The sequence below is a fragment of the Streptomyces sp. 3MP-14 genome (assembly GCF_006334905.2).
Classification (GTDB): domain Bacteria; phylum Actinomycetota; class Actinomycetes; order Streptomycetales; family Streptomycetaceae; genus Streptomyces; species Streptomyces triticirhizae.
Genome location: NZ_VDLZ02000003.1, coordinates 438,676 through 462,371, shown reverse-complemented (window position 1 = coordinate 462,371; position 23,696 = coordinate 438,676). Strand labels below are relative to the sequence as shown.

At 74.1% G+C, this 23,696-nt stretch carries 16 protein-coding genes; 10 read left to right on the top strand and 6 right to left on the bottom strand.

Annotated elements, in window-relative coordinates:
• Window positions 1-63 precede the first annotated feature (63 nt).
• The 3 genes from FH609_RS06485 to FH609_RS06475 form a co-directional block, all read right to left on the bottom strand.
• Window positions 64-336, bottom strand: a complete 273-nt coding sequence (locus tag FH609_RS06485) for an acyl carrier protein (protein WP_139666202.1) — start codon at window positions 334-336, stop codon at window positions 64-66.
• A gap of 147 nt (window positions 337-483) precedes the next feature.
• Window positions 484-1,704 carry a ketosynthase chain-length factor gene (locus tag FH609_RS06480; protein ID WP_139666201.1) on the bottom strand — a complete coding sequence of 407 codons (1,221 nt, stop codon included), beginning with the start codon at window positions 1,702-1,704 and terminating at the stop codon, window positions 484-486.
• Window positions 1,701-2,969, bottom strand: a complete 1,269-nt coding sequence (locus FH609_RS06475; protein ID WP_139666200.1) for a beta-ketoacyl-[acyl-carrier-protein] synthase family protein — start codon at window positions 2,967-2,969, stop codon at window positions 1,701-1,703. The genes FH609_RS06480 and FH609_RS06475 overlap by 4 nt, the downstream gene beginning before the upstream one ends.
• A 264-nt stretch (window positions 2,970-3,233) precedes the next feature.
• Here FH609_RS06475 and FH609_RS06470 point away from each other — a divergent pair, with 264 nt between their 5' ends.
• From FH609_RS06470 to FH609_RS06425, 9 genes are all read left to right on the top strand, one after another.
• A complete protein-coding gene (locus FH609_RS06470) occupies window positions 3,234-4,295 on the top strand; it encodes a methyltransferase (RefSeq protein ID WP_139666199.1) in 1,062 nt (353 codons plus the stop codon).
• 1,082 nt (window positions 4,296-5,377) lie between these two features.
• Complete coding sequence (locus tag FH609_RS06465; RefSeq protein WP_139666198.1) at window positions 5,378-6,403, top strand: ketoacyl-ACP synthase III family protein; 1,026 nt, start codon at window positions 5,378-5,380, stop codon at window positions 6,401-6,403.
• Window positions 6,394-11,589, top strand: a complete 5,196-nt coding sequence (locus tag FH609_RS06460; RefSeq protein WP_226961445.1) for a type I polyketide synthase — start codon at window positions 6,394-6,396, stop codon at window positions 11,587-11,589. Before FH609_RS06465 ends, FH609_RS06460 begins: the two co-directional genes overlap by 10 nt.
• A gap of 163 nt (window positions 11,590-11,752) precedes the next feature.
• The gene (locus tag FH609_RS06455) at window positions 11,753-13,447 is read left to right on the top strand and encodes a (2,3-dihydroxybenzoyl)adenylate synthase (protein WP_139666197.1); all 1,695 of its coding nucleotides are present in this window, start codon (window positions 11,753-11,755) and stop codon (window positions 13,445-13,447) included.
• Window positions 13,444-14,874 (top strand): NDP-hexose 2,3-dehydratase family protein, encoded by a 1,431-nt coding sequence (locus tag FH609_RS06450; protein WP_139666196.1) that lies wholly within the window; start codon window positions 13,444-13,446, stop codon window positions 14,872-14,874. Before FH609_RS06455 ends, FH609_RS06450 begins: the two co-directional genes overlap by 4 nt.
• A 91-nt stretch (window positions 14,875-14,965) precedes the next feature.
• Window positions 14,966-15,976 carry a Gfo/Idh/MocA family protein gene (locus FH609_RS06445; protein ID WP_139666195.1) on the top strand — a complete coding sequence of 337 codons (1,011 nt, stop codon included), beginning with the start codon at window positions 14,966-14,968 and terminating at the stop codon, window positions 15,974-15,976.
• Between the two features lie 162 nt (window positions 15,977-16,138).
• Complete coding sequence (locus FH609_RS06440; RefSeq protein ID WP_139666194.1) at window positions 16,139-17,314, top strand: acyl-CoA dehydrogenase family protein; 1,176 nt, start codon at window positions 16,139-16,141, stop codon at window positions 17,312-17,314.
• 794 nt (window positions 17,315-18,108) lie between these two features.
• Window positions 18,109-18,450 (top strand): hypothetical protein, encoded by a 342-nt coding sequence (locus FH609_RS06430; protein WP_139666193.1) that lies wholly within the window; start codon window positions 18,109-18,111, stop codon window positions 18,448-18,450.
• 908 nt (window positions 18,451-19,358) lie between these two features.
• The gene (locus FH609_RS06425) at window positions 19,359-19,634 is read left to right on the top strand and encodes a hypothetical protein (RefSeq protein WP_139666192.1); all 276 of its coding nucleotides are present in this window, start codon (window positions 19,359-19,361) and stop codon (window positions 19,632-19,634) included.
• A 129-nt stretch (window positions 19,635-19,763) separates the two neighbouring features.
• Here the strand turns inward: FH609_RS06425 and FH609_RS06420 are convergent, their stop codons facing one another.
• Window positions 19,764-20,846 (bottom strand): phosphotransferase enzyme family protein, encoded by a 1,083-nt coding sequence (locus tag FH609_RS06420; protein ID WP_139666191.1) that lies wholly within the window; start codon window positions 20,844-20,846, stop codon window positions 19,764-19,766.
• A gap of 277 nt (window positions 20,847-21,123) precedes the next feature.
• Here FH609_RS06420 and FH609_RS06415 point away from each other — a divergent pair, with 277 nt between their 5' ends.
• Window positions 21,124-21,732 carry a 3'-5' exonuclease gene (locus tag FH609_RS06415; protein ID WP_139666190.1) on the top strand — a complete coding sequence of 203 codons (609 nt, stop codon included), beginning with the start codon at window positions 21,124-21,126 and terminating at the stop codon, window positions 21,730-21,732.
• Window positions 21,733-21,759: 27 nt separating this feature from the next.
• Here the strand turns inward: FH609_RS06415 and FH609_RS06410 are convergent, their stop codons facing one another.
• Together FH609_RS06410 and rfbH are read right to left on the bottom strand one after the other, a co-directional pair.
• Window positions 21,760-22,314, bottom strand: coding sequence for a hypothetical protein (locus tag FH609_RS06410; RefSeq protein ID WP_139666189.1), 555 nt, complete (start codon window positions 22,312-22,314; stop codon window positions 21,760-21,762).
• Window positions 22,315-22,398: 84 nt separating this feature from the next.
• Complete coding sequence (gene rfbH, locus FH609_RS06405; protein WP_139666188.1) at window positions 22,399-23,694, bottom strand: lipopolysaccharide biosynthesis protein RfbH; 1,296 nt, start codon at window positions 23,692-23,694, stop codon at window positions 22,399-22,401.
• Window positions 23,695-23,696: the final 2 nt, after the last annotated feature.

The window sequence follows — 23,696 nt, the reverse complement described above, 5'->3', positions numbered from 1 at the left end:
CGAACACCGTGGTGGCGCACGAGGCCGGCGCGGCCGCCGGGGACGCGAACGCCGTGGGCGCGGTCATGAGGCCGAGGCGCTGATCCGGCGCCGGGCCAGATCGAGAAGGCTCTGGGGCGTGCCGGCCTCGCTGACCTCGTCGTCGCTGAGGTGGACGCCGTAGTCCCGTCTCAGCCGCCCGGCGGTCTCCAGCACCGCGAGGGAGTCGTAGCCGAGGTCGCTGAAGGGAACGTCGGCGAACCCCCCGTCGGGGCCCGGGTCCTCCCCCTCGCCCGCGCTCTCGTTGAGGATCTGGGCGAGCACCTCGATGGTCAGCTCTGGCAGAGGTTGTGGCATGGCTGAACTCCTTCTTGCTCTGGTGAACGATCTCCCTGAACGGCGGTCCTGGGGTGGGGACCGGAAGGTGGAGACCGGGGGATGAAGATCTGGAGGGTGGCGACCGGGCCGGCCCCGGGGCATGATCCCCGGCGCCCGACCCGGCGGTCAGCGCGGGGCGCCGATGACGGCGGCCGAGTGGAAGCCGCCCCGGCCGCGCGACAGGACCAGCACCACGCGTAGACCCGCCTCGCGCGGCTGGCCGGTGACGATGTCCAGGCCGTGCGACGGCGCGGGCCTGGTGTGGACGGCGGGCGGGATGACGCCGTCGCGGATGGCGAGCAGGGCGGTGGCCGTGTCCAGCGGACCCGCGCCGGCGCCCAGCCGGCCGGTGAGGGTCTTGGGCAGGGCCACCGGAACGGCGGCCCGCCCGAAGACGGAGGTGATCGCGGCGGCCTCGGCCGCGTCGTGGGCGGGCAGCCCCGCGCCGTCGGCGAAGACGACGTCGATGTCGCCCGGCTCGACCTCGGCGTCGGCCAGGGCCAGGGTGATCGCCCGGCGCAGCGGCTCCGGGCTGACCGTTCCCGACCCGTCGGGCCGGGGGCCGAACGTGGCGGCGTGGCCCAGCAGTTGGCCGTGGACCCGGGGCGCGCCGCGCTTGCGGGCGGACGCCTCCTCCTCCAGCACCAGCAGGGCGCCGCCCTCGCCGGGGACATAGCCGTCGGCCCTCGGGTCGAACGGCCGGTAGGCGAGGGCCGGGTCCTCGGCCGGGCTCAGCTCGCCGCTGGCGGTCTCGGCGATCCAGCCCCACGGGCAGAGCGAGCCGTCGACGGCGCCCGCGATCACGGCGGACAGCTCGTCGCGCAGCAGCCGGCGCGCCTGGGCCAGCGCGTCGAGGCCGCCGGCGGCGTCGGAGACGACGACGGAGCTGGCGCCGCGCAGCCCGTGCCGGATGGAGATCTGGCCGGTGTTGACCGCGTAGAACCAGGCGAACGACTGGTAGGCGCTGACGTGTTCGGGGCCGTGCCGCCACAGGTTGTCGAGTTCCTTGTGGCCGAAGGCGAAGCCGCCGGCGGTGTTGGCGGTGACGACGCCGACGCCGAACATGGGCTGCCGGCTCGGGTCGAGGTCCGCGTCCTCCAGCGCCTCGCCGGCCGCGACCAGCGAGAGGCGGGTGGAGTGGTCGGTCTGCGGGATCAGCCGGCTGGGCAGGTGCCCGGCCGGGTCGAAGTCGACCTCGCCGGCGAGGGTCGCCGGGTAGCGGTCGGGCTCGAAGCGGGTGATCCGGCCGATGCCGGACTCCCCGGCGAGAACGGCCTTCCAGTAGTCCTCGGTGCCGAGCCCGTTGGGCGCGACGATGCCGAAACCGGTGATCAGGACGGCGCTCATCGGCCGCTCCCGACCGGCTTGGAGAGCACCATCGCGCTCTGGAAGCCGCCGAACCCGCTGCCGACGCTGAGCACCGTGCCGATGTCCGCCTCCCGGGCGGTCAACGGCACATAGTCCAGGTCGCACTCCGGATCGCGCTCGTGCAGATTGGCCGTCGGCGGCACCACGCCGTGCTCGATCGCCAGCGCGCAGGCGGCGATCTCGATGGAGCCGATGGCGCCCAGCGAGTGCCCCACCATGGACTTGATGGAGCTGACCGGGGTGGCGTAGGCGTGCTGCCCGAGGGCCTTCTTGAACGCGGCGGTCTCGTGGCGGTCGTTCTGCTTGGTGCCGGAGCCGTGGGCGTTGACGTAGTCCACCCGCTCCGGGGCGAGCCTGGCGCGGCCCAGGGCGGTCGAGATGGCGTCGGCCATCTCGGCGCCGTCGGGGCGCAGCCCGGTCATGTGGAAGGCGTTGCAGCGGGAGGCGAAGCCGTCGACGGTGGCGTAGATGTGGGCGCCCCTGGCCAGGGCGCGCTCGCGCTCCTCCAGGACGAAGATCGCGCAGCCCTCGCCCAGCACGAAGCCGTTGCGGGTGGCGTCGAACGGCCGGGAGGCGGTGGTGGGTTCGTCGTTGCGCGGGGTGGTGGCGCGGATGGCGTCGAAGCAGGCGAGGGTGATCGGGGAGATCGGGGCGTCGGTGCCGCCGGTGATCATGACGTCGGCGCTGCCGTCCTCGATCAGCCGAGCCGCGTGCCCGACCGCGTCGAGCCCCGAGGTACAGCCCGTCGAGACGACGGTGACCGGGCCCTGGGCGTCGACCGACCAGGCCACCTCGGCGGCCATCGAGCTGGGGACGTAGTAGTCGTAGAGGTGCGGGACGGCGCGTTCGGGGTCGACGTGCCACTCGGTGCCGTTGTGGCTGGTGGTGACGTACTCGCGCTCCAGGCTGGTGGTGCAGCCGACGGCGCTGCCCAGGGAGACCCCGGTGCGCGGCGGCTCGGCCTCGCCCGGGACCAGGCCGGCGTCCCCGAGCGCCTGGCGGCCGGCGGCGAGGGCGAACTGGGTCGCCCGGTCGAGCCGTTCGACCTCCTCCTCCGTCAGCCCCTCGGCACGCGCGTCGAAGTCGCACTCGGCGCCCACGGTGGAGCGGAACGGCGAGGCGTCGAAGTGGGTGATGGTGCGGGTCGCGGTTCTGCCGGAGGTGAGGAGGTCCCAGAACGCCTTGACGCCGACACCTCCCGGAGCGATCACTCCTATGCCGGTTATCACTGATGTTCGGGTCATGCGTTCATCCCCCGTCATTCCGAGGCCGACTGGACTGCTATCGCTGGATCGGATGGTGCATGTCCGCGGTCCCGGAGTATTCGAGGCACGGCTTGAGTCGACCTTGAACCCGAGTTGAGGCCCGTGGTGCGGCTGTGCGCCGTGTGTCGAGCAAACGCCCTTCCGCTCCGATTCGAGCGGGGGTCGAGGCGTGCGCTAGAGCCCACTGCCACCGTCTGTGGGCGCGAGCGCCCGCTCGCCTTCCCCCAGCAGGAAGGGACAGCCATGGCCAGTGGCAGCATCACCATCTCCGAGGCCGACTATGTGCGCATCCTCGTCCACGGCACCACCGCCTTCGAACTCCTGCGCACGGCGCTGGAGTTCGAGCTGTTCGAGAAGTTGGACGCAGCGGACGGCATGACGGTTGACGAGGTCGCCGAGGCGATCGGCGTCGAACGTCAGCCCGCCCGCGTCCTGCTGCTGGGGCTCGCCTCCCTGCGGCTGCTGGAGAAGCCGGACCCGGACTCCGGGCTTGAGGGCACGTACGTCAACAGCGCCGTCGTCAAGCGCAAGCTGCTGCGCTCCAGCCCCCGCTACCTGGGGCCGCTGGTCGACATCCAGGCCGACGTCATCAACGCCTCCCTCGTCGACTTCGCCGAGTCCATGCGGCAGAACACCAACGTCGGCCTGCGCCACATCGAGGGCCCCGGCACCACCCTCTACGAGCGGCTCACCGCCCACCCGAAGCTCCAGGAGGTCTTCTACGCCAACATGGGCGACGCCTCGAAGAAGGCGTTCTCCCAGGTGCTGGACAACTACGACTTCAGCGGCCTCAAGCACGTGATCGACATCGGCGGCGGCGACGGCACCAACAGCATCGAGCTGGCCCGCCGTTACCCGAACCTGGAGGTCACGGTCTTCGACCAGGAGTCCGTCACCCGCATCGCGGCCCGCAGGGGCGAGGACGCCGAACTCAGCAAGCGGCTCCACTTCCACCCCGGCGACCTGTTCCGCGACCCGCTGCCGGAGGGCGCCGACGGCATCCTCTTCTTCCACATCTTCGAGATCTGGTCGCTGGAGCGGAACACGGAGCTGCTGCGCAAGTGCTACGACGCGCTGCCGGCGGGCGGGACGTGCCTGGTCTACAACTTCGTCTCCAACGACGCGGGGACCGGCTCGATGAGCGCCGGCCTGGTCTCGCCGTACTTCCTGACGCTCGCCTCCGGCGAGGGGATGACCTACTCGCCCTCCGACATGGAGACGGCCGTCCGCGATGCGGGCTTCGCCCGCGTCGAGCGGTACGACGACCTGGGGTTCAGCCACTCGCTGGTCGTCGGCCACAAGTAGGGCTTTCGGGGAGGGTTCGTGGCTGGTCTGGTCGTTTCTCTGCGGGCCGGTGCGGCGCGCGCGACGCTGCGCGCTGGGCGCAGGGCGGAGGCGCGAGCCGGCGCCCAGGCGCTGCGCGCCTGGAGCTTGGCCGCGCCGGTGGCCGGGCGGCCGGGCGGCCGTTGGCCGTTGGCCGGGTCTCCGCTGCGCGGAGCGGCCCGGACGTTCCCCTGCGGGGTGCCGACCGGCTGGCCTGGCAGGAACGACAGTTCCGCCGGGCGGACGGCCGCGCTCAGCGGACGACCAACGGCGGGGAGTGCAGGTCCCGCCGAACGGCGACGCTCCCTGCGGGGTGCCGACCGGCTGGCCCGGCAGGAACGACAGTCTCGCCGGGCGGACGGCCGCACCCTCGATGGGCACCGGCCGGAGGCCAACGGACCTTCGCGCCAGCGGACAACCGCCCCTGTGGGAAGGGCAGTTCCGCCGGACGGACGACCGCACCCAGCGGACAACCAACGGCGGGAAGTGCAGGTCCCGCCGACCGTCCCGCCCGGGGCACCGGCCAGGTGTCCCGCGAACAACCGCCCGGCGGGGAGCGGAGGTTCCGCCGAGCGGAAGCACTCCCCCAGGGACACCAACCAGATCCCCGAGCACAACGGCACGGCGGACCGTCCCGCCCGGGGCACCAGCCAGGTGCCCGGAGACGGGGCAACCGCCCACGGCAAGCCCCCGGCAGGGCCAAGGGCAGCAACTCCCGGAGAGCACCGGCCGGGTGTCCGCGAGGGACCGCTCACGGCGAGCCCCCACTGCGGGAGCGCTTCCCCGAACGCCGAGCAGATCCCCGAGCACAACGGCACGGCGGACCGTTCCGCCGCACCGACCGTCCCGCCCGGGGCACCGGCCGGGTGTCCCGCGAACAGCCGCCCATGGCGGGCCCCGCAGGGGCCACGCCGGCCCACCCGCAGGAGCGACCAGCCAGGCGCCCCGGGAAGGGGCAACCGCCCACGGCAGGCCCCCGCAGGGGGCTACCCCGTTCCGCCCGGCAGGGCCCCCGGCGAAGCACCCCGCCGGGCGAACGAGTCCGTAAAGAGAGAGGCAGTGCAGTGCGAGGAGACGACGTCTATGTGCGGGGCCTGGGAGCACACCTCCCGGAGCCGGTGACGGTCGAACAGGCCGTCGCGGAGGGCCATCTGGACCCGGAGGACATCGCCGACGGCGAGTTGACCGGTGTGCGGGTCGCGGGCGACACCCCGGCCCCCGAACTGGCGCTGCGCGCCGCCCGGCAGCTGTTCGAGCGCACCGGGATCGACCCGACGGTGGCCGGCCTGCTCGTGTACTCCAGCGTGTGGCACCAGGGCCCCGACGGCTGGGGCCCGCAGTCCTACGTCCAGCGCCACCTGGGTGGCGACGCGCTCGCCATCGAGCTGCGGCACGGCTGCACGGGCGTGTTCAGCGCGTTGAAGCTGGCCGCCGGCTATCTGCGGGGCAACGAGGACGTCTCGGACGCCCTGCTGCTGGGCGGCGAGAACTTCGGCACCCCGCTGATCGACCGCTGGCGGGCCACCGGCGGCGGCATGTTGGTCGGCGACGGCGCCAGCGCGCTGCTGCTCGGCAAGGAGCCGGGCTTCGCGAAGCTGCTGTGGGTGGACTGCATCGCCGTTCCCGAGCTGGAGGGGATGCACCGCGCCGGGGAGCCGCTGTTCCCGCCGGGCGCGACCACCGGACGGGAGCTGAACTTCTCCGCGCGTAACCTGCGCTTCCTCCAGGAGCACGGCGAGTTGATGCGCCCGCTGCTGATGAAGGCGCACCAGGACCTGTACGACCGGTGGACCAACGCGACGGGGCTCGGCGTCGACGACGTCACCTACCTCAGCTACATGAACACCTCCCGCACCACCATCGAGAAGCGGCTGCTGCCGCTGCTGGGGCTGCCGGCCGAGAAGACGACCTGGGAGATCGGCCGGGACATCGGGCACCTGGGCGTCAGCGACCAACTGGTCGCCCTCGACCAGCTGTTGCTCGACGGCCGGCTGAAGCCGGGCGACCACTACCTGATGTACGGGCTGGGCCCGGGCATGACGGTGGCGGGCGCCATGTTCGAGATCACCGAGGTGCCGTCGTGGACGTGACCAACGGCCCCGAGCCGATCGCGGTCGTCGGCATGTCCTGCCGACTGTCGGGGGGCATCAACAGCCCCCGGGAGTTCTGGGACCTGCTGAGCGAGGGCCGCGACACCATAGGTGAGGTGCCCGCCGAACGGTGGGAGTGGTACGCCTCGTTGGGCCCCGAGCAGGCCCGCGCGCTGGCCGGGGTGACCCGGTACGGCGCGTTCCTCGACGACATCGAGGGCTTCGACGCCGACTTCTTCGACGTGACGCCGCGCGAGGCCGAGCTGATGGACCCGCAGCAGCGGATCGTCCTCGAACTCGCCTGGGAGGCGCTGGAGCACGCCGGCATCCCCGCGAAGGACCTGGCCGGCGGCGACGCCGGCGTCTTCATGGGCGTCGGCTCCGACGACTACGGCCGCCGGATGCTGGAGGACCTGCCCCGCATCGAGGCGTGGACGGGCATCGGCGGCGCGTACTGCGGCGTCGCCAACCGCGTCTCCTACGCGCTGGACCTGCGCGGCCCGAGCATGGCGATCGACACGGCCTGCTCGTCCTCGCTGGTGGCGATCCATCTCGCGGTGCAGAGCCTGCGCGCCGGGGAGTGCCCGGTGGCGCTGGCCGGCGGCATCCTGGTGATGGCGTCGCCCGGTCTGTCGCTGGTCCTCGACGCGGCCGGCGCCACCGCGCCCGACGGGCGGTGCAAGTCGTTCGGCGCCGCCGGCGACGGCTACGGCCGGGGCGAGGGCGGCGGCATCGTCGTCCTCAAGCGGCTCTCCGACGCACGGCGCGACGGCGACCGGGTGCTGGCCCTGATCCGGGGCGGCGCGGTGCAGCAGGACGGCCGCACCAGCGGCATCATGGCGCCCAACGGCGTCGCCCAGGAGCACCTGATGCGCCGCGCCTGGCGCGCCGCCGGGCTGGACCCGGCGACCGCCGGCTACGTGGAGGCGCACGGCACCGGGACCCGCGCCGGCGACCCGCTGGAGGCCGGCGCGATGGCCGCCGTCTTCGGGACCGACCGGACCCCGGAGGAGCCGTGCCTCATCGGCTCGGTGAAGCCCAACGTCGGGCATCTGGAGGCCGGCGCGGGCGTCGCCGGCGTCATCAAGACGGTGCTGGCGCTCCAGCACGGCGTGATCCCGCCGATGCCGGGCATCGGGGAACTCCACCCGTCGATCCCGTGGGAGACCTCGGGGCTGCGCCCGGTCACCGAGGCCACGCCGTGGCCGGAAACCGAGGGGCCGCGCCGCGCCGGGGTGTCCGGCTACGGCTACGGCGGCACCATCGCGCACCTGGTGTTGGAGCAGGCGCCGGACGCCGAGCCGGAGCCGGAGCGGGACGCCGAGCTGGCGGTCTATCCGCTCTCCGGCGCCAGCGAGGCGGCCGTCCGCGGCTACGCGGGCCGGCTGGCCGACGCGCTGGAGGAACGGGAGGCGCCCGGCACCGCCCGGCTCGGCCACACGCTGGCGCTGCGCCGCTCGGCGCTGCCGCACCGGGCGGCCGTGGTCGCCGCCGACCGCACGCAACTCGCCAGGCGCCTGCGGGAGTTCGCGGAGACCGGCCGTTCCTCGGGGACGGTGCAGGGCGCGCGGCTGCCGGCCGGCGGGCTGGTGTGGGTGTTCTCCGGGCACGGCTCGCAGTGGACCGGCATGGGCCGCGACCTGCTGGCGAACGAGCCGGAGTTCGCGCGGGTCATCGACCTGCTGGAGCCGGTCTTCACCGAGGAGATGGGCATCTCGCCGCGCGCGGTGCTGCTGGACGACGCGCCGCAGCCGGTGGACGTGATCCAGCCGTTGATCTTCGCCGTGCAGACCGGGCTGGCCGCGCTGTGGCGGTCCAAGGGCGTGCGCCCGGCCGCCGTCATCGGGCACTCCGTCGGCGAGATCGCAGCCGCCGTCACGGCCGGCGTGTTCACGCTGGAGCAGGGCGCGCGGCTGGTGTGCCGGCGTTCGCTGCTGCTGCGCCGGGCCGCCGGCCAGGGCGCGATGGCCATGGTGCGGTTGGGCGCCGAGGAGGCGGAACGGCGGCTGGTCGGGCGGCGCGACGTGGTGGCCGCCATCAGCGCCTCGCCGGGCTCCACCGTGATCTCCGGCGACATCGAGGCGGTCGAGGAGGTCGGCGCCGCCTGGCGCGCGGAGGGCATCGCGGTGCGCCGCGTCGACTCGGACGTGGCGTTCCACAGCCCGCACATGGACCCGCTGCTGGCCGACCTGGCCGCCGCCGTCGCCGACCTGACGCCGAGCCCGGCGGAACTCCCGCTCTACAGCACGGCGTTGCCCGACCCGCGCTCCGGCGCGCCGCGCGACGCCGGCTACTGGGCGAGCAACCTGGGCGACCGGGTGCGGTTCTCGGAGGCCGTCACGGCGGCCGTCGAGGACGGGTACCGGCTGTTCCTGGAGATCTCCCCGCACCCCGTCGTCGAGCACTCGATCGGCGAGGTCCTGGACCACCTGGAGGTGACGGACGCCGCCACCGCCCACACGCAGCGTCGCAACAAGCCGGGCCGCGAGACGCTGCTCGCCAACCTCGGGCAGCTGTACTGCAACGGTGCCGACATCGACTGGTCCGCGCTCTGGCCGGCGACCTCCCCCGCCGAACTGCCCGGGACCGTCTGGCAGCACCGGCCGTACTGGCTGCCCGAGCCGCCGGCGCCGGCCGGCACCGGGCAGTTCCACGACCCGGCCAGCCACACCCTGCTCGGCGGGCGCACCACGGTGGCCGGCGCCACCCCCGTCCAGGTGTGGCGCACCGGCCTCGACCGGGACACCCGGCCCTACCCGGGCAGCCACCCGGTGCGCGGCGTGGAGATCATCCCCGCCGCCGTGCTGCTGACCACGCTGGCCGCCGCCTCGCCCGAGGAGGGCCCGGCGGAGCTGGTGGACGTCGCGCTGCGGGTGCCGGTGGCGGTGTCGCCGCCGCGCGAGGTGCAGATCGTCGCGCAGGACGGCACGCTGCGGATCACCTCCCGGCTGCTGGAATCGCCCGACGACGACCGGGGGTTCACCACCCACACCACGGCGGCCGGCCGGCCGGCGGAGCCGCTGGGCGAGCCGACCGCCGTCGAGGCGCCCGAGGCGCTGCCGGTCGGCCATGTGGTGGAGCGGCTCGCCGAACTCGGCGTCGCCGCCATGGGCTTCCCGTGGGAGATCACCGAACTGAGCACCGGGCCCGGCACGTTGGTGGCCCGCTGCGTCGCCGACCCGGAGACCGGGGAGGCGCCGAGCACCTGGGCGCCGGTGCTGGACGCCGCGCTGTCCACGGCCTCCGTCGTCTTCGACGGGCCGCCGAGGCTGCGGATGCCGGCGGCGATCGGCCGGGTCGCGCTGCGCGGGCCCGCGCCGGCCGTGGCGCGGGTGACGGTGCGCCGCAGCAGCGAGGACACCGTCGAGGTGGAGATCGCCGACGAGAACGGCCGCCTGGTCGGCCGGCTCGCCGGGCTGCGCTACGGGCTGCTGGAGGGCGACATCCAGACGGCGGCCGGGCCGCACCGGCTGACGCACCGGATGGCGTGGCGCCCGCAGGGCCCGACGCAGCCGGCGCCGCACCGCACGATGGTGCTGGTCGGTGACGACCGGGAGCTGGCGCGGAAGCTGAGCCGCCGGCTGGTGTCCGAGTCCGTGCCGCACCGCGTCATCGAGGACCCGGCGGACCTGCTCGCCGCCGAACTGTCTGGCGACCACGCCCTCGTGGTGCTGCCGGCGCCCACCAGGCCCGGCGAGGCGCCCACCAGGGCGGCGGTGCGCGCCAGTTGGATGCTGGCCCGCACCGCGCAGCGGGTGGCCGGCGCGCCGGCCGACGACCGGGCCCAGGTGTGGTGCGTCACCCGGGGCGTCCGGGAGGGCTCGGAGGCCGCCGCGCTGGGCCACGCCCCGCTGTGGGGCCTGGGCCGGATCATCGCCGGCGAGCACCCCGAACTGTGGGGCGGCCTGGTCGACATCGGCGACTCGCCGCGTGAACTCCAGGCGCTCGTCGACCTGTTGGGCACCGCGCACGGCGAGGAGCTGCTGTCGTTGCGCGAGGGCGTGGTGGAGGTGCCCCGGCTGCTGCCGCCGGAGGAGACGCCGGGCCGCCCGCCGATGGCCTGCCGCCCGGACGGCACCTATCTGATCACCGGCGGCCTCGGCTCGTTGGGCCTTGAGGTGGCCCGCTGGCTCGCCTCCCGGGGCGCCCGCCGGCTGGTCCTCGCCGGCCGGAGCGGGCTGCCGCCCCGCGACCAGTGGGACGCGGTCGCCGACCCTGCGGTGCGCGAACGGGTCGAGGCCGTGCTGTCGTTGGAACGGCTCGGGGCGACCGTGGTGCCGCTGGCGCTGGACGTCACCGACGCCGACGCCGCGCGGAAGCTGCTCTCCCCGACCGCGCTGGGCCTGCCGCCGATCCGGGGCGTGGTGCACGCGGCGGGCGTCCTCGACGACCGGCCGCTGCGCACCCTCGACGAGGACTCGCTGCGGGCCGTGCTGCGGCCCAAGGCGGAGGGCGCGCTGGTGCTGCACGAGCTGTTCCCGCCGGGCAGCGTGGACTTCTTCACGCTGTTCTCGTCCTGCGGTCAACTCCTGGGCCTGCCGGGGCAGTCGAGCTATGCGGCGAGCAACGCGTTCCTCGACGGGCTGGCCGCGCTGCGGCGGGCCGCCGGCGACGAGGGCGCGCTGAGCCTGGCGTGGACCTCGTGGCGCGGGCTCGGCATGTCGACCTCCTCGGAGATCATCGACGCCGAGCTGGCCGCCCGGGGCACCGCCGACATCACGGCGGCCGAGGCGTTCGCCTGCTGGGAGCTGGCCGAGCGGCACGGCCTCGGCTACGCGGCGGTGCTGCGCACCCTGCCGCCCGAGCCGGGGCAGCGGCGGCCCGTGCTGCTGTCGGAACTCGTGCCGGACACGCCGGCCGAGGCGGCGGCCGATCCGGCGGCGGCCTGGGCCGGGTTGGACGGCGACGAGCTGCGGGAGCGGCTCGTGCCGGAGATCGCCGAGCAGGTGTCGGAGGAGACCCGGCTGCCGGCCGCCGAGGTGGACGCGCACCGCACGCTCACCGAGATGGGCCTGGACTCGGTGATGACGGTCCGCATCCGGCGGGCGTTGGAGCGGCGGTTCGGAATGCCGCTGCCCGCCACGCTCTTCTGGGACCACCCGACCGTGCACGCCGTCGCGGGGCTGCTCACCCAGCGTCTGACGGCGGACCGGCCCGCCCCGGTCGAGGAGAGGAGCGCGCCTTGACGTTCTCCCCCGCCCACGGGCGGGGGATCGCGGCGGTGGCCTCGGGGCCGCCGCCGCGCCGCCGCCCGCCGGCCCGCCGCCCGTTGCCGCCCCGCTCCGCTCCACAGGAGCTTCGTTCCCTCCCCCGGCCGGACGCCGGGGGTATCCACGAAGGAGATGCCCGATGAAGCGTGCAGGGTTTGTCCCCTGGCCGGCCGAGACGGCCCGCCGTTACCGGGAGGCGGGCTGCTGGCAGGGCCGGCCGCTGGGCGCCTGGCTCTGGGAGTGGGCGGACGGGAGGGGCGACCGCACCGCCCTCGTCGACGGTGAACACCGCCTCAGCTACCGGGAGTTGGCTGCCCGGGCCGACGCGTTGGCGGAGAGCCTCGCCGAGCGCGGCCTGGCCGACGGCGACAACATCCTCGTCCAGCTGCCCAACGGCTGGGAGTTCGTCGTCACCACCCTGGCCTGCTTCCGGCTCGGGGTGGCGCCGGTGATGATGCTGCCGCCGCACCGCGCCTACGAGCTGACCTCGATCGCCCGGCACGTGGACGCCAAGGCGCTGGTGGTGCCGGACCGTTGGAAGGACTTCGACCACCAGACGCTGGCGCACGAGGTGGCCACCGAGCTGGCCGCCGAGCTGCCGGGACGGCCGCTGGTGCTGGTCGCCGGCGAGGAGGTGCGCGCCGACTCGCTGGACCTGCGGGCGCTGGCCGGAACGGACGAGGACGTCGAGGCGCGCCGCAAACGGCTCGACGAACGGGCCCCGGAGGCCGACGAGATAGCCCTCTTCCTGCTGTCCGGCGGCACCACCGGGCTGCCGAAGGTCATCGGCCGCACCCACGACGACTACTCCTACAACATCCGCACCTCGGCCGCCGCCTGCGCCATCACCGAGGACACCGTCTACCTGACGGTGCTGCCCGCCGGCCACAACTTCCCGCTGGCCAGCCCCGGCATCCTCGGCACCCTGTGGGCCGGCGGCACCGTGGTGATGCTGCCCTCGCCGCGCCCCGACGCGGTGTTCGCCGCGATCGAGCGGGAACGCGTCACCACCACCTCGGCGGTGCCGGCCGTCGCGCTCAGCTGGTCACGGGCGGCCGCCGACTGCGGCCGCGACCTGTCCAGCCTGCGCCATGTGCACGTCGGCGGCTCGGTGTTGTCGCACGAGCTGGCCGCCAGCATCGGGCCGGCGCTGGGCTGCCGGCTCCAGCAGGTGTACGGCATGGCGGAGGGCCTGATCTGCTACACCGCGCCCGACGCGCCCGACGAGATCGCCCACACCACGCAGGGCTCCCCGATCAGCCCGCACGACGAGCTGCGCGTCGAGGGCCCCGACGGGCAGCCGGTGGCACCGGGCGGCATCGGCGAGATGCTGACCCGCGGCCCCTACACCCCGCGCGGCTACTTCCGCGCGCCCGAGGTCAACGCCCGCTCCTACACGGCCGACGGCTGGTACCGCACCGGCGACCTGGTGCGGATCACCGAGGGCGGCCACGTCGTGGTGTGCGACCGGGTCAAGGACCTGATCAACCGGGGCGGCGAGAAGATCGCCGCCGGCGAGATCGAGACCCTGGTCCAGGAGATGCCGCAGGTCGCCGAGGTGGCGGCCGTCGCGGCGCCCGACCCCGAAGTGGGCGAGCGGGTCTGCCTGTTCGTGCGGCTGCACGAGGGCCGGACGCTGACGCTGGCCGAGGTGGGCGCGGAGCTGACCGCGCGCGGCCTGGCCGCGTTCAAGATCCCCGAACGGTTCGAGGTGCTGGCCGAGCTGCCGCACACCCCGGTCGGCAAGCCCGACAAGAAGGCGCTGCGCGCGCTGCTCAACGCCCCGTCACCCAGCAACCCGCTGCTCAACGACCCCACGAAGGGTGCGGCGTGATCACCGACCTTCCTCTCGCGGCCAACGGCCCCGCCCTGCCGGCCCGGTTCACCGAGTCGGCCTCGGCCCGCCCCAACGGGGCGACCGCCGGCGGGGCCCTGGCCTGGCTGGCCGACCGGCGCCGCGCCTACACCTTCGAGGTGGCGCGGGTGCCGTTCGACCGGCTCGACGACTGGGCGTTCGACCCGGAGACCGGCGATCTCGGGCACCGCAGCGGCCGGTTCTTCACCATCGGCGGGCTCCGGGTGTCCACCGGCGAGGGCTGGGTGCGGCAGTGGGACCAGCCGATCATCCACCAGCCGGAGATCGGGGTCCTCGGCTTCCTCGTCAAGGAGATCGACGGGCTGCTGCACGTTCTCATGCAGGCCAAGATGGAGCCGGGCAACGCCAACGTCGTGCAGCTCTCCCCCACCGTGCAGGCCACCCGCTCCAACCAGCGCCGGGTGCACCGGGGTTCGGGCGTGCGGCACCTGGAGTACTTCACCGACCCGCAGCGGGCCCGGGTGCTGGTCGACTCCCTCCAGTCCGAGCAGGGCTCGTGGTTCCTCGGCAAGCGCAACCGCAACATCGTCGTCGAGACCACCGAGGACGTGCCCGAGCACGACGACTACCGGTGGCTGACGATCGGCGAGATCCAGGAGCTGCTGCGGCTGGACGACACCGTCAACATGGACGCCAGGACGGTGCTGGCCTGCCTGCCGTTCGCCCGCCCCACCGGGGCGCCGCCGACCGGCGCGCACAGCACGTTCCGCGCCGCGCTGCGCCGCTCGATGGACCCGGGCGAGGGCTCCCGGCACACGATGGGCGAGGTGCTGAGCTGGTTCACCGACGCCACCGTGCGGCACGAGGTCAACGCCAGGCCCGTCCCGTTGAACGAGGTGAAGGGCTGGGTGCGCACCCCGGAGGCCATCAGCCACGAGGAGGGCCGCTACTTCTCCGTCGTGGGCGCCCGGGTGACGGCCGGCAGCCGCGAGGTCGGCAGCTGGACGCAGCCGCTGCTCGCGCCGCACGGGATGGGCCTCACGGCGCTGCTGGTGCGGAACATCGGCGGCGTGCTGCACGTCCTGCTGCACGCCAGGCCGGAGGGCGGCCACCCGCACGGCGTGGAGCTGGCGCCCACCGTGCAGTGCACGCCGGACAACTACCTGGAGTGGCCGAAGGAGGCGCGGCCGCGCTTCCTCGACTACGTGGAGCGGGTCCCGGGCGACCGGGTGCGGTTCGACGCCGTGCAGTCCGAGGAGGGCGGGCGTTTCCAGTGGGCCAGGTCCCGCTACACCGTCATCGACGCGGAGGACGACGTTCCCGTGGCGGAGTCGGAGGACTACCGGTGGCTGACGCTGCACCAGGTCGGCCGGCTGCTGCGGCACAGCCGCTACCTCAACGTCCAGGCCCGCAGCCTCATCGCCTGCCTGCACAGCCTGTGGTGAGCGGCGCCGCCGGGAGTCGTCCCACCGAAGGTCGTCCGGCCGGGAAGTCCCCGGGCGCCGCACGAGAAGCACGGAACGGAAGAGGAACACTATGAGCGAGACGCCGCCGCTGCGGGTCGGGGTGCTGGGCTGCGGGGGCATCGCCGTGCGGCGGATGCTGCCGGCGATGGCGCGCGTGCCCGGCGTGGAGATCACGGCCGTGGCCAGCCGCGACGCCGAGCGGGCGCGCGAGGTGGCCGAGCGGTTCGGGGCCGAGCCCGTGCACGGCTACGAACGGCTGCTGGTCCGCGACGACATCACCGCCGTCTATGTCGCGCTGCCGCCCGCGCTGCACGCCCCGTGGACCGCGCGCGCCCTGGCCGCGGGGCTCCACGCCCTGGTGGAGAAGCCGATGGTGACCTCGCTGGGCGAGGCGCAGGACCTGGCGGCGCTCGCCGAGCGGCACAAGCTGGTGCTGATGGAGAGCTTCATGTTCCTGCGGCACTCCCAACACGACGCGGTGCGGGCGCTCATCGACGAGGGCGCGGTCGGCGAGGTGCGGGGCGTGGCCGCCACGTTCGGCTTCCCGCCGCTGCCTGCCGACGACTTCCGCTACCGGCCCGACCTGGGCGGCGGCGCGCTGCTCGACTGCGGCGTCTACCCGCTGCGCGTCGCCCGGCTGCTGCTGGGCGACGCGCTGACGGTCTCGGGCGCGGTGCTCACCACCGACCAGGACACCGGCGTCGACGTGCAGGGCGCGGCGCTGCTGCACGACCCGGACGGGCGGACGGCCCAACTGTCCTTCGGTTTCCGGCACTTCTACCGCTGCGTCTACGAGGTGTGGGGCAGCGAGGGCCGGATCGTGCTCGACCGGGCGTTCACCCCGCCGCCCGACCACCGGCCGCTGCTGCGCCTGGAGCGGCACAGCGCGGCCGCCGGCAACACCGTGGAGGAGCGCGCGCTGCCGGCGGACGACCAGTTCGCCAACGTGGCCGCGCACTTCGCCGCGCTGGTCGCGGGCGAGGGCGACCCGGAGCCGGAGCGGACCGGCGCCGTGCGCCAGGCGGAGCTGGTCAGGGACGTCCGGCGCGCGGCGTATGCCTCCGGCGGCGCGACCCCGTGACCGCGCGCGGCCGAGGGTGACCTGCCGCCGCCGCGCGCGGCCGTCCCCCGGCGGCCGTCGCCCGACGGCCGTCGCTCGGCGGCCGTCGGGGTCACCCCGGGCACCGACCGGAGGGCCCACCACCAGCCCGACCACCCGTGCAACAGAGAGAGGCGGACTCCCATGTCCACGACAGAAGCAGCCACGACCGACGCCGGGCGCCCCGCCGACCGGCTCGACACCCCCCTGACGGAGGCCGCCGCCAAGGTGGCCGAGTTGGCGGCGGCCGGCGCGCTCGCCGCCGAGGAGGAACGCAGGCTCTCGCCACCGGTCGCGGCCGGGCTGGTGGAGGCCGGGTTCGCCCGGCACATGGTGTCGCCCCGCTGGGGCGGCTCGGCCGACGCGCCCGGCGCGATCCGCGACCTGACGGGCGCGCTGGTCGCGGTGGGCCGGGGCTGCATGTCGGCGGCCTGGTGCGCGGGCGTGCTCACCGCCGTCGGGCGGATGTGTTCGCACCTGCCGGAGGAGGGCCAGGCGGAAATCTGGGGCGACGGGCCCGACGTTCCACTGGCCGGCTCACTCGCCCCGACCGGCACCGTCCGCCAGGTGTCCGGGGGTTGGCGGGTGGACGGCGTGTGGCACATCGCCAGCGGCGTGGACCACGCCGAGTGGACGATGGTCGGCGGACTGGTGCCGGGCCCGGAAGGGCCGCCGGCGCTGCGGCACTTCGTGCTGCCCCGCTCCGACTACACGGTGCTCGACACCTGGCGCAACGTCGGGCTGCGCGGAACGGGCAGCAACAGCCTGCGCGTTGACGACGTCTTCGTGCCGGACCACCGCAGCCTGGAGCACCGCTCGGTGCTCACCGGCGACCACGGCCCGGCCGCGCCGCGCACCCACCGGGTGCCGTTGAAGCTGATCAACGGGCTGTTCTTCGTGGCGCCCGGGATCGGCGCGGCCGCCGAGGCCCTGGAGGGCTGGACGCGGTGGACGGTGGACCGCAGGGAGATCACCGGCGCCCGCACCGTCAGCCGGCCGGGCGTCCGGCTGGCGCTGGCCTCGTCCGCCGCCAACCTGGACGCGGCGCGGCTGCTGGTCGAGCGGGCGGCCGGCGAGGCCGACGAGGCGCCGCTGGGACCGGAGTTGACGTTGCGCGCGACGCGTGACTACTCGACGGCCGTCGACCTGCTGCTGGACGCGGTCACCGGGCTGCTGCGGATGAGCGGCTCCCGGGGGCAGGCCGAGTCGAGCCCGGTGCAGCGGGCGTGGCGCGACCTGCACTGCATGGCGGGGCACGGGGCGCTGCAACCGGACGTCAATGCGGACGGGTGGGCGAAGCACGCGCTCGGCGAGGACTGAGGCCGGGGCCGGCCGGGCCTTGGCCGGGCCGGCCGCGTGGGGCGCCGGGGGCGCCGGGGCCCTGGGGGCCCCGGGCGTGCCCGGGCGCTCCCGGGCCTTCGGGTGCGGGCCGGTGGCCGGTGCGGGGCAGCCCGACTGGTCGTTCTGTTGGTTGACGAGACTCTGCGGTGTGGTTGGGGTTCTGGCGCGGGCCACGACGCCGGGCCTAGATGGCACACGACCGGCCGGGTGCGGGCGTAACGAATACCGGCAGGAGGCTGGCTGGGAAGGGGGGCGCGGCTTCCGGGAGGTGGGGTTCGTTGCCGCCAGGGGTGGTCGGGAATGGCGGTGCGTGCCTTCCGGGCGCGGGGACTGCGGCTTGTTCGAGGGCCGACCGGCGGCTGGGGGCGTGCGTGGCGCGCACCGGCTTCGCCGGCCTGCCCCGGCATGTCGCCCGTCTCGGACGTGGCCGATCGTCGGGCGACTGAAAGGGACGGTGCGGCTTGTGTGTGAAGCGGGCCGTGTGCGGGGTGTCCGGTTAACGACCACGCTGCCGCGCGAACATAGTCTGCCGTCGTGGTAGTCCGCGCGCCGTCGACTCCCGAGGGCGGGCGCGCCGGGGGGTGGGGGACCTTTTTTCTAGGTGCCCGTTTGGAAGTGAACAGATCGTTCAACGACCGAGGCCCGGCCCGCTCTTGCCCGGTCGTCGTCACTCCCGGAGCACACGCCTATGGTGCTACCTCCTGCTGGCGGGGGTGTCCTTGCGGACCTGCGAGGTTCGACAGGGGGGCGCGCTGCCCCTACTCTGCCTGGACATGACAGTCCAACGCGTGCTTTCCGTCCTGGAGCGGCTTCGCGACACCGGGCTGCGGGAGTCCGTCCTCGCGCCCCGCGTCGGGCCGCCGACCGTGGACGAACTCCGGGACCTCACCGACTTCTCCGGCCCCGCCCCGCTCGCCGTCCGGGTCGCCCGACGCACCGCCGTCGGCCTCGGTGCGGGGGTGCTGCTCTCCGGAACGGTCATCCTTACCGGTGCCGAGGCCCAGGCCCCGGAGGCCCCGCCGACGCTCCCACCCGGCGCCACCGTAACCGGCACGGTCCCCAACTCCCCGACCACACCCGGCGGAACGTTCTTCACCGTGATGCCTGCCGACTAGGTGGCCCCGCCCCGAGTCGTTGAACGATCTGTTCACTTCCAGACGGGCACCTACAGAAAGAGACCCCTACCCCCGGCGCGCCCGCCTTCGGGAGTCGACGGCGCGCGGACTACCAGGACGGCAGGCGATGTTCGCGCGGCAGCGTGGTCATTGACCGCCGCCTTGTCATGCCAGCAGGAATGGAGCGGTGAGGGCCGTCCCTTTCAGTCGCCCGACGATCGGTCACATCCGAGACGGGCGACATGCCGGGGCAGGCCGGCGAAGCCGGTGCGCGCCACGCACGCCCCCAGCCGCCGGCCGACCCCCGAACAAGACGCGGTCCCCGCGCCCGGAGGGCACGCACCGCCAGAGCTGACCCCCGTTCGGCAACGAACTCCACCTCCCGGAAGCCGCGCCCCCCCTTCCCAGCCAGCCTCCTGCCGGTATTCGTTACGCCCGCACCCGGCCGATCGTGCGCCATCTAGGCCCGGCGTCGTGGCCCGCGCCACAACCCCAACCCCCGCAACGAGCCTCGTCAACGAACCAACGGAGCAACGGGCTGCCCCGCACCGGCCACCGGCCCGCAGACAAACCCCGCACCCACAAGAGAAACCCCAGGCCCGAAGGTGGGGTCCGCCGTTCGGCGTGTGCCGCGCGGTGGTGACCGGCCCCTGGGGGTTCCCCGCACGACCCGAGGGGTCGCCCCTCACCCCCGGACCAAGCCAACCAGCCTGCGGCGGCCGGCACTTGGCGCTGCGCGCCAGGCATGGGGCACTCCGCGCCAATCTCCCGTTCAGCGCCGCCGCCGGCGGCGGCCGGGAGCCGCGCGGCGCACGGCGGAACGGACCCGGGCGACCACCTCGGAGGGGCCGAGTTCGCCGCGCAGGCTCAGAACACCCTCAGCCAGGGCCGCCCGGACTTCCCCCTCCATGCACTCGGCACGCCAACGCCGGGCGCAGGCCGAGCGGTTGTGCCAGGTGTGCGGCGAGCGCGCGAGCCACCACCGCGACGGCTGGCTCTTCCTGATGAACGACGACGGCTCGGACCGCTACGAGGGAACGAAGGTGACCAAGCCCCCGGTCTGCCTACGCTGCGCCGCCCTCGCCACCCGCCACTGCCCGCACCTGACCCACCCGGTCGGGGTCCGCTCCCGCCGACCCATCCCCACCCCAGGCACCGCCCGCCTCACCGCCCACGTCGACTAGTACCTCCCCTACGGCCACCGCGCCACCGACTGGTTCCTCGCCCCCCCAACTCATCGTCGAACTCGAACGCTGCACCGTCGTAGACCTCGACGCGGAGTTCGCCCCCTACAACGCGCTCGGCATCACCTACTACCTCACGGGCGAGCCGTTCTCCGTCCACGGGTGGTAGAGCCGGGTGCCGGCGATCTGGGCCAGCGCGTCCTCGGCCTCGTCGAGGTGGTCGAGGATGGTGCTGGCCGCCCGGTGCCGCAGCAGCCAGAAGGCATCGAGGTCGTCCTGGAGCAGGCCGGGCCTGAGGTAGTGCTCCTCAACTCCGTAAAGACTGACGAGGAGTTGCGTGAGGGCGACACGGGCACAGGCGGCGAGGTCGGTGGCGGGGAGACGGGGGTTGGCGTCGCGGTAGGCCGCGACCAGGGTGGTGCCCGCGACGATCCAGTCGCCGTCGCGGACGACGCGACGGGGGTCGAACGCGATGCGGCCCAGTTCCCACGCCGTCAGGAAGGGCGCGGCCGGGCCGAAGTCCACGACGGCGTTGATGGTGTCACCGTCGAAGAGGATGTTCTTCGGGCTGTAGTCGCCGTGCAGGACCTGGGTGTGGAGCGTGGGCAGGCCGAGGTCGCGGAGGCGGCGGAGCTGGTCGCGGCGTTCACGCAGGGTGTGGGCGGCCTCCCGGTCGAACGCGTCGGGCTCCGCGAGGTCGCCGATCACGGACAGGAGATGGTCGATGGTCGCCTCGCGCTCGGCCAGGTCCGGGGTGCGGAAGTGGTCGGCCCTGGCGGAGGGACGGGAGCTGGCGGGGTGGTCGGCGAAGGCGACGTGGATGCGGCCGAGCATCGTTCCGGCGGCGGCCTGTTGGGCGAGGGTGAAGCCGTTCTCCACGGTGTGGCCGGGCATCCACCGCCAGACCGAAAGCGCCGTACCGGCGCGGCGGGTGATGGCCTCGCCGCTGGTGGACGGGAGAACGGCGGCGACCGGCACCCCGTGTCGGCCGGCGCGGTCCGTCTGGGCGACGGCCTCCTCCTCGGCCGCCAGGTCGGCACCGGGCTGGTAGTGCTTGACGAACACCACCCGGTCATCGGCCGTGGTAGCGCGGTAGTTGACGGTGGCCTGGCCGTCGAGCCGTGCCAGGCGCACGACAGCCAGACCGTAGGCGTCGGCGAGGATCTCCACGAGGGGCGTGCCGGTCTCGGGCTCGGGGGAGGCGGTGGGCATGGGGTGGTGGTCCCTTCGTCATCGCCCGTCGGGTGAGCGGCCCAACACCCTAGTGCGAGCGTGGGACCGAAACGGCCGCCTTCGCCAGCGATTCGTCTCCGAGAGACCGCAGGGCGCCCCGCCGGTCCCCGGCGCTGGAATGCCCAACGGCTGTCCGGGCCACCGTCGTGGAAGGCTTGGACGAACCACCGCGTCACCACCTCCAACACGCCCACGGCCACTAGTGCCACGGCCGCGCCGACGTCGGCTGGCCGGCGCCCGCCCGGGACGGGACGACATGAACGACGTCACCACCTGGCCACCGCTGTTCGTCGTGGATGTCGAGGGCAACGGCGCCAACCCGCCCGACCTCGTCGAGGTCGCCGCGCTGCCCATCCGCACCGGCCGACCGGACACGACCACCGCACGACACTGGCTCATCCAACCGCCGCGCCCCGTCACGCCGTTCGCCGCCCGCGTCCACGGCATCACCAACCAGCAGCTCGCCGACCAGCCCCGCTGGGAAACGGTCGCGCCGCAGGTGCACGGCCTGCTCGGCGAGGCATGGATCTGCGCCCACCACGCGCACGTCGACTACCGGGTGCTCGCCCGCCACCTCCCCGACTGGCGGCCGGCCGGTGTCATCGACACCCTCCGCCTCGCCCGCGCCACCCACCCCGACGCACCCCGCCACACCCTCGACGCGCTCATCGCCCACACCGGCATCGACCTCACCCACGCACCCGCCCGACGTCACCGCGCCGCGTTCGACGCCTACGCCACCGCACAGCTGCTCCTCACCCTGGCCGCCCACCACGCCGGCTGGGACACGCTCCGCGACGCCGCCGTGGCCCCCGGCCTCCCGGGGCACCGACGGCCGACCGGAGACGCCCCCGGACTGTGGTGAGGAGCGCGCGCCGCCCGTCCCCCGCCCTCAGGGGAGGTCGACCAGCTCCACGCCCGGGGCGAAGCGGGCGAGGGCGGCGGCGAGTTGGTCCCGGTCGAGGCGCCAGCCGTTGACCTGGCGGGAAGCCATCAGCAGGTCGTGCGGCACGGGCACGAGGGCGCCGGCCACGGCCCGGCCGACCGGGCCCTGCCCCGGGCCGGGCAGCGGCGGCGCGCCCTCGCGGCGGGTCACGCCGATCCACAGCAGCGGGCGGCCGTTCGGCACCCGCTGCCGCCACAGCGTCACGTTCCGGATGTCCTGCCACGGCACCTGCGCGGTGGTGGCCTGGTACCGGACCGGGCTTCCGCCCAGGAGAACGCCCGTCGCGTCGACGCGCAGCGCCGTCCTCCTGGTCAGCGCCCCGGCCGCCATGAGCAGCCCGCCGCCGGCGAACAGCACCAGTCCGGCGACCCGCAGCCCGAGGGACATGCCGGTCCCGGGAACGAGCAGGAACACGGTGAACAGCGCCGAGACGGCCAGCACGGCCAGCGTCCGGCGGTCGAACCCGTAGCGCACCTCGTAGGCTTCCTCGCTGACGCTCATGGTCGGGAGCCTACCCAGGCGGGCCGCCGGCAAGGGGCGGGTCCGCGCGGGCCCCGCCCCCTTCGCCGTGCGCGACCGTGCCGGCTAGGCCCTGGCGACGAACTCCCGCACCGAGGCCACCATGTAGTCCGTCATCTCGTCGGTGATGCCCGGGTAGACGCCGATCCAGAACGTGGACTCGGTGGTGACGTCGCTGTTCACCAGCTCCTCCGCGATCCGGAAGTCGCGGCCCTGGTAGGCGGGGTGGCGGGTGAGGTTGCCGGCGAACAGCCGGCGGGTGCGGATCTTCCGCTCCTCCAGGAACGTCACCAGCTCCCCCCGCGTGAACGACGCGTCGGGCGCCACCGTGATGACAAAGCCGAACCAGCTGGGGTCGCTGCCCTCCGTCGCCTCCGGCAGCAGCAGCCCCGGGACGTCCCGCAGCCCCTCCCGCAGCCGGGTCCAGTTGCGCCGCCTGGCCGCGCCGAACTCGTCCAGGTGCCGCAGCTGGCTCAGCCCGAGGGCGGCCTGCACATCGGTCGCCTTCAGGTTGTAACCCACGTGCGAGAACACGTACTTGTGGTCGTAGCCGGGCGGCAGCGTGCCGAAGGTGTAGTCGAACCGCTTCAGGCAGCGGTTGTCCTCCCCCGGCTCGCACCAGCAGTCCCGGCCCCAGTCGCGCAGCGACTCCACGATCCGCGCCAGCCGCAGGTCGCCGGTCAGCACGCAGCCGCCCTCGCCCATGGTGATGTGGTGCGCCGGGTAGAAGCTGACCGTCGACAGGTCGCCGTAGGTGCCGGTCAGCTTGCCCTGGTAGTAGGAGCCGACCGCGTCGCAGTTGTCCTCGACGAGGAACAGCTCGTGCTGGGCGGCGAGTTCGGCCACCTCGGCGACCTGGAACGGGTTGCCCAGCGCGTGCGCGATCATGATCGCCTTGGTGCGGGGCCCGATGGCGCGCTCGATCCGCTCCGGCGTGGTGTTGTAGGTGCCCAGCTCGATGTCCACGAAGACCGGCACCAGGCCGTTCTGGAGCACCGGGTTGACGGTGGTGGGAAAGCCGGTGGCGACGGTGATCACCTCGTCGCCCGGCTTGAGGGCGGCGTCCTCCAGCTGGTGCGAGGTCAGCGCGCTCAGCGCCAACAGGTTCGCCGAAGACCCCGAGTTGGTCAGGTGCGCCTTGCGCTGCCGCATCGCCTTCGCGAAGCGGCTCTCGAACTTCCTGGCCCGCGCCCCTGCGGCGATCCGCAGGTCCAGCGCCGCCTCCACGAAGGCGACCCGGTCCTCGTCGTCCAGCACGGCGCCGGACGGCAGGATCGGCGTCTGCCCCGGCACGAAGGGCTCCTCGTTCTGCTCCTTGTGGAATGTGCGGGTCAGTTCCAGCAGTTGGCTGCGTGTGTCCATCG

Coding starts and splice junctions, on each gene's coding strand:
- FH609_RS06420 (WP_139666191.1), bottom strand. CDS start 20,846: ATGCCCACCGCCTCCCCCGAGCCCGAGACCGGCACGCCCCTCGTGGAG.
- FH609_RS06445 (WP_139666195.1), top strand. CDS start 14,966: ATGAGCGAGACGCCGCCGCTGCGGGTCGGGGTGCTGGGCTGCGGGGGC.
- FH609_RS06410 (WP_139666189.1), bottom strand. CDS start 22,314: ATGAGCGTCAGCGAGGAAGCCTACGAGGTGCGCTACGGGTTCGACCGC.
- FH609_RS06480 (WP_139666201.1), bottom strand. CDS start 1,704: ATGAGCGCCGTCCTGATCACCGGTTTCGGCATCGTCGCGCCCAACGGG.
- rfbH (WP_139666188.1), bottom strand. CDS start 23,694: ATGGACACACGCAGCCAACTGCTGGAACTGACCCGCACATTCCACAAG.
- FH609_RS06475 (WP_139666200.1), bottom strand. CDS start 2,969: ATGACCCGAACATCAGTGATAACCGGCATAGGAGTGATCGCTCCGGGA.
- FH609_RS06415 (WP_139666190.1), top strand. CDS start 21,124: ATGAACGACGTCACCACCTGGCCACCGCTGTTCGTCGTGGATGTCGAG.
- FH609_RS06455 (WP_139666197.1), top strand. CDS start 11,753: ATGAAGCGTGCAGGGTTTGTCCCCTGGCCGGCCGAGACGGCCCGCCGT.
- FH609_RS06485 (WP_139666202.1), bottom strand. CDS start 336: ATGCCACAACCTCTGCCAGAGCTGACCATCGAGGTGCTCGCCCAGATC.
- FH609_RS06470 (WP_139666199.1), top strand. CDS start 3,234: ATGGCCAGTGGCAGCATCACCATCTCCGAGGCCGACTATGTGCGCATC.
- FH609_RS06440 (WP_139666194.1), top strand. CDS start 16,139: ATGTCCACGACAGAAGCAGCCACGACCGACGCCGGGCGCCCCGCCGAC.
- FH609_RS06425 (WP_139666192.1), top strand. CDS start 19,359: ATGCACTCGGCACGCCAACGCCGGGCGCAGGCCGAGCGGTTGTGCCAG.
- FH609_RS06430 (WP_139666193.1), top strand. CDS start 18,109: ATGACAGTCCAACGCGTGCTTTCCGTCCTGGAGCGGCTTCGCGACACC.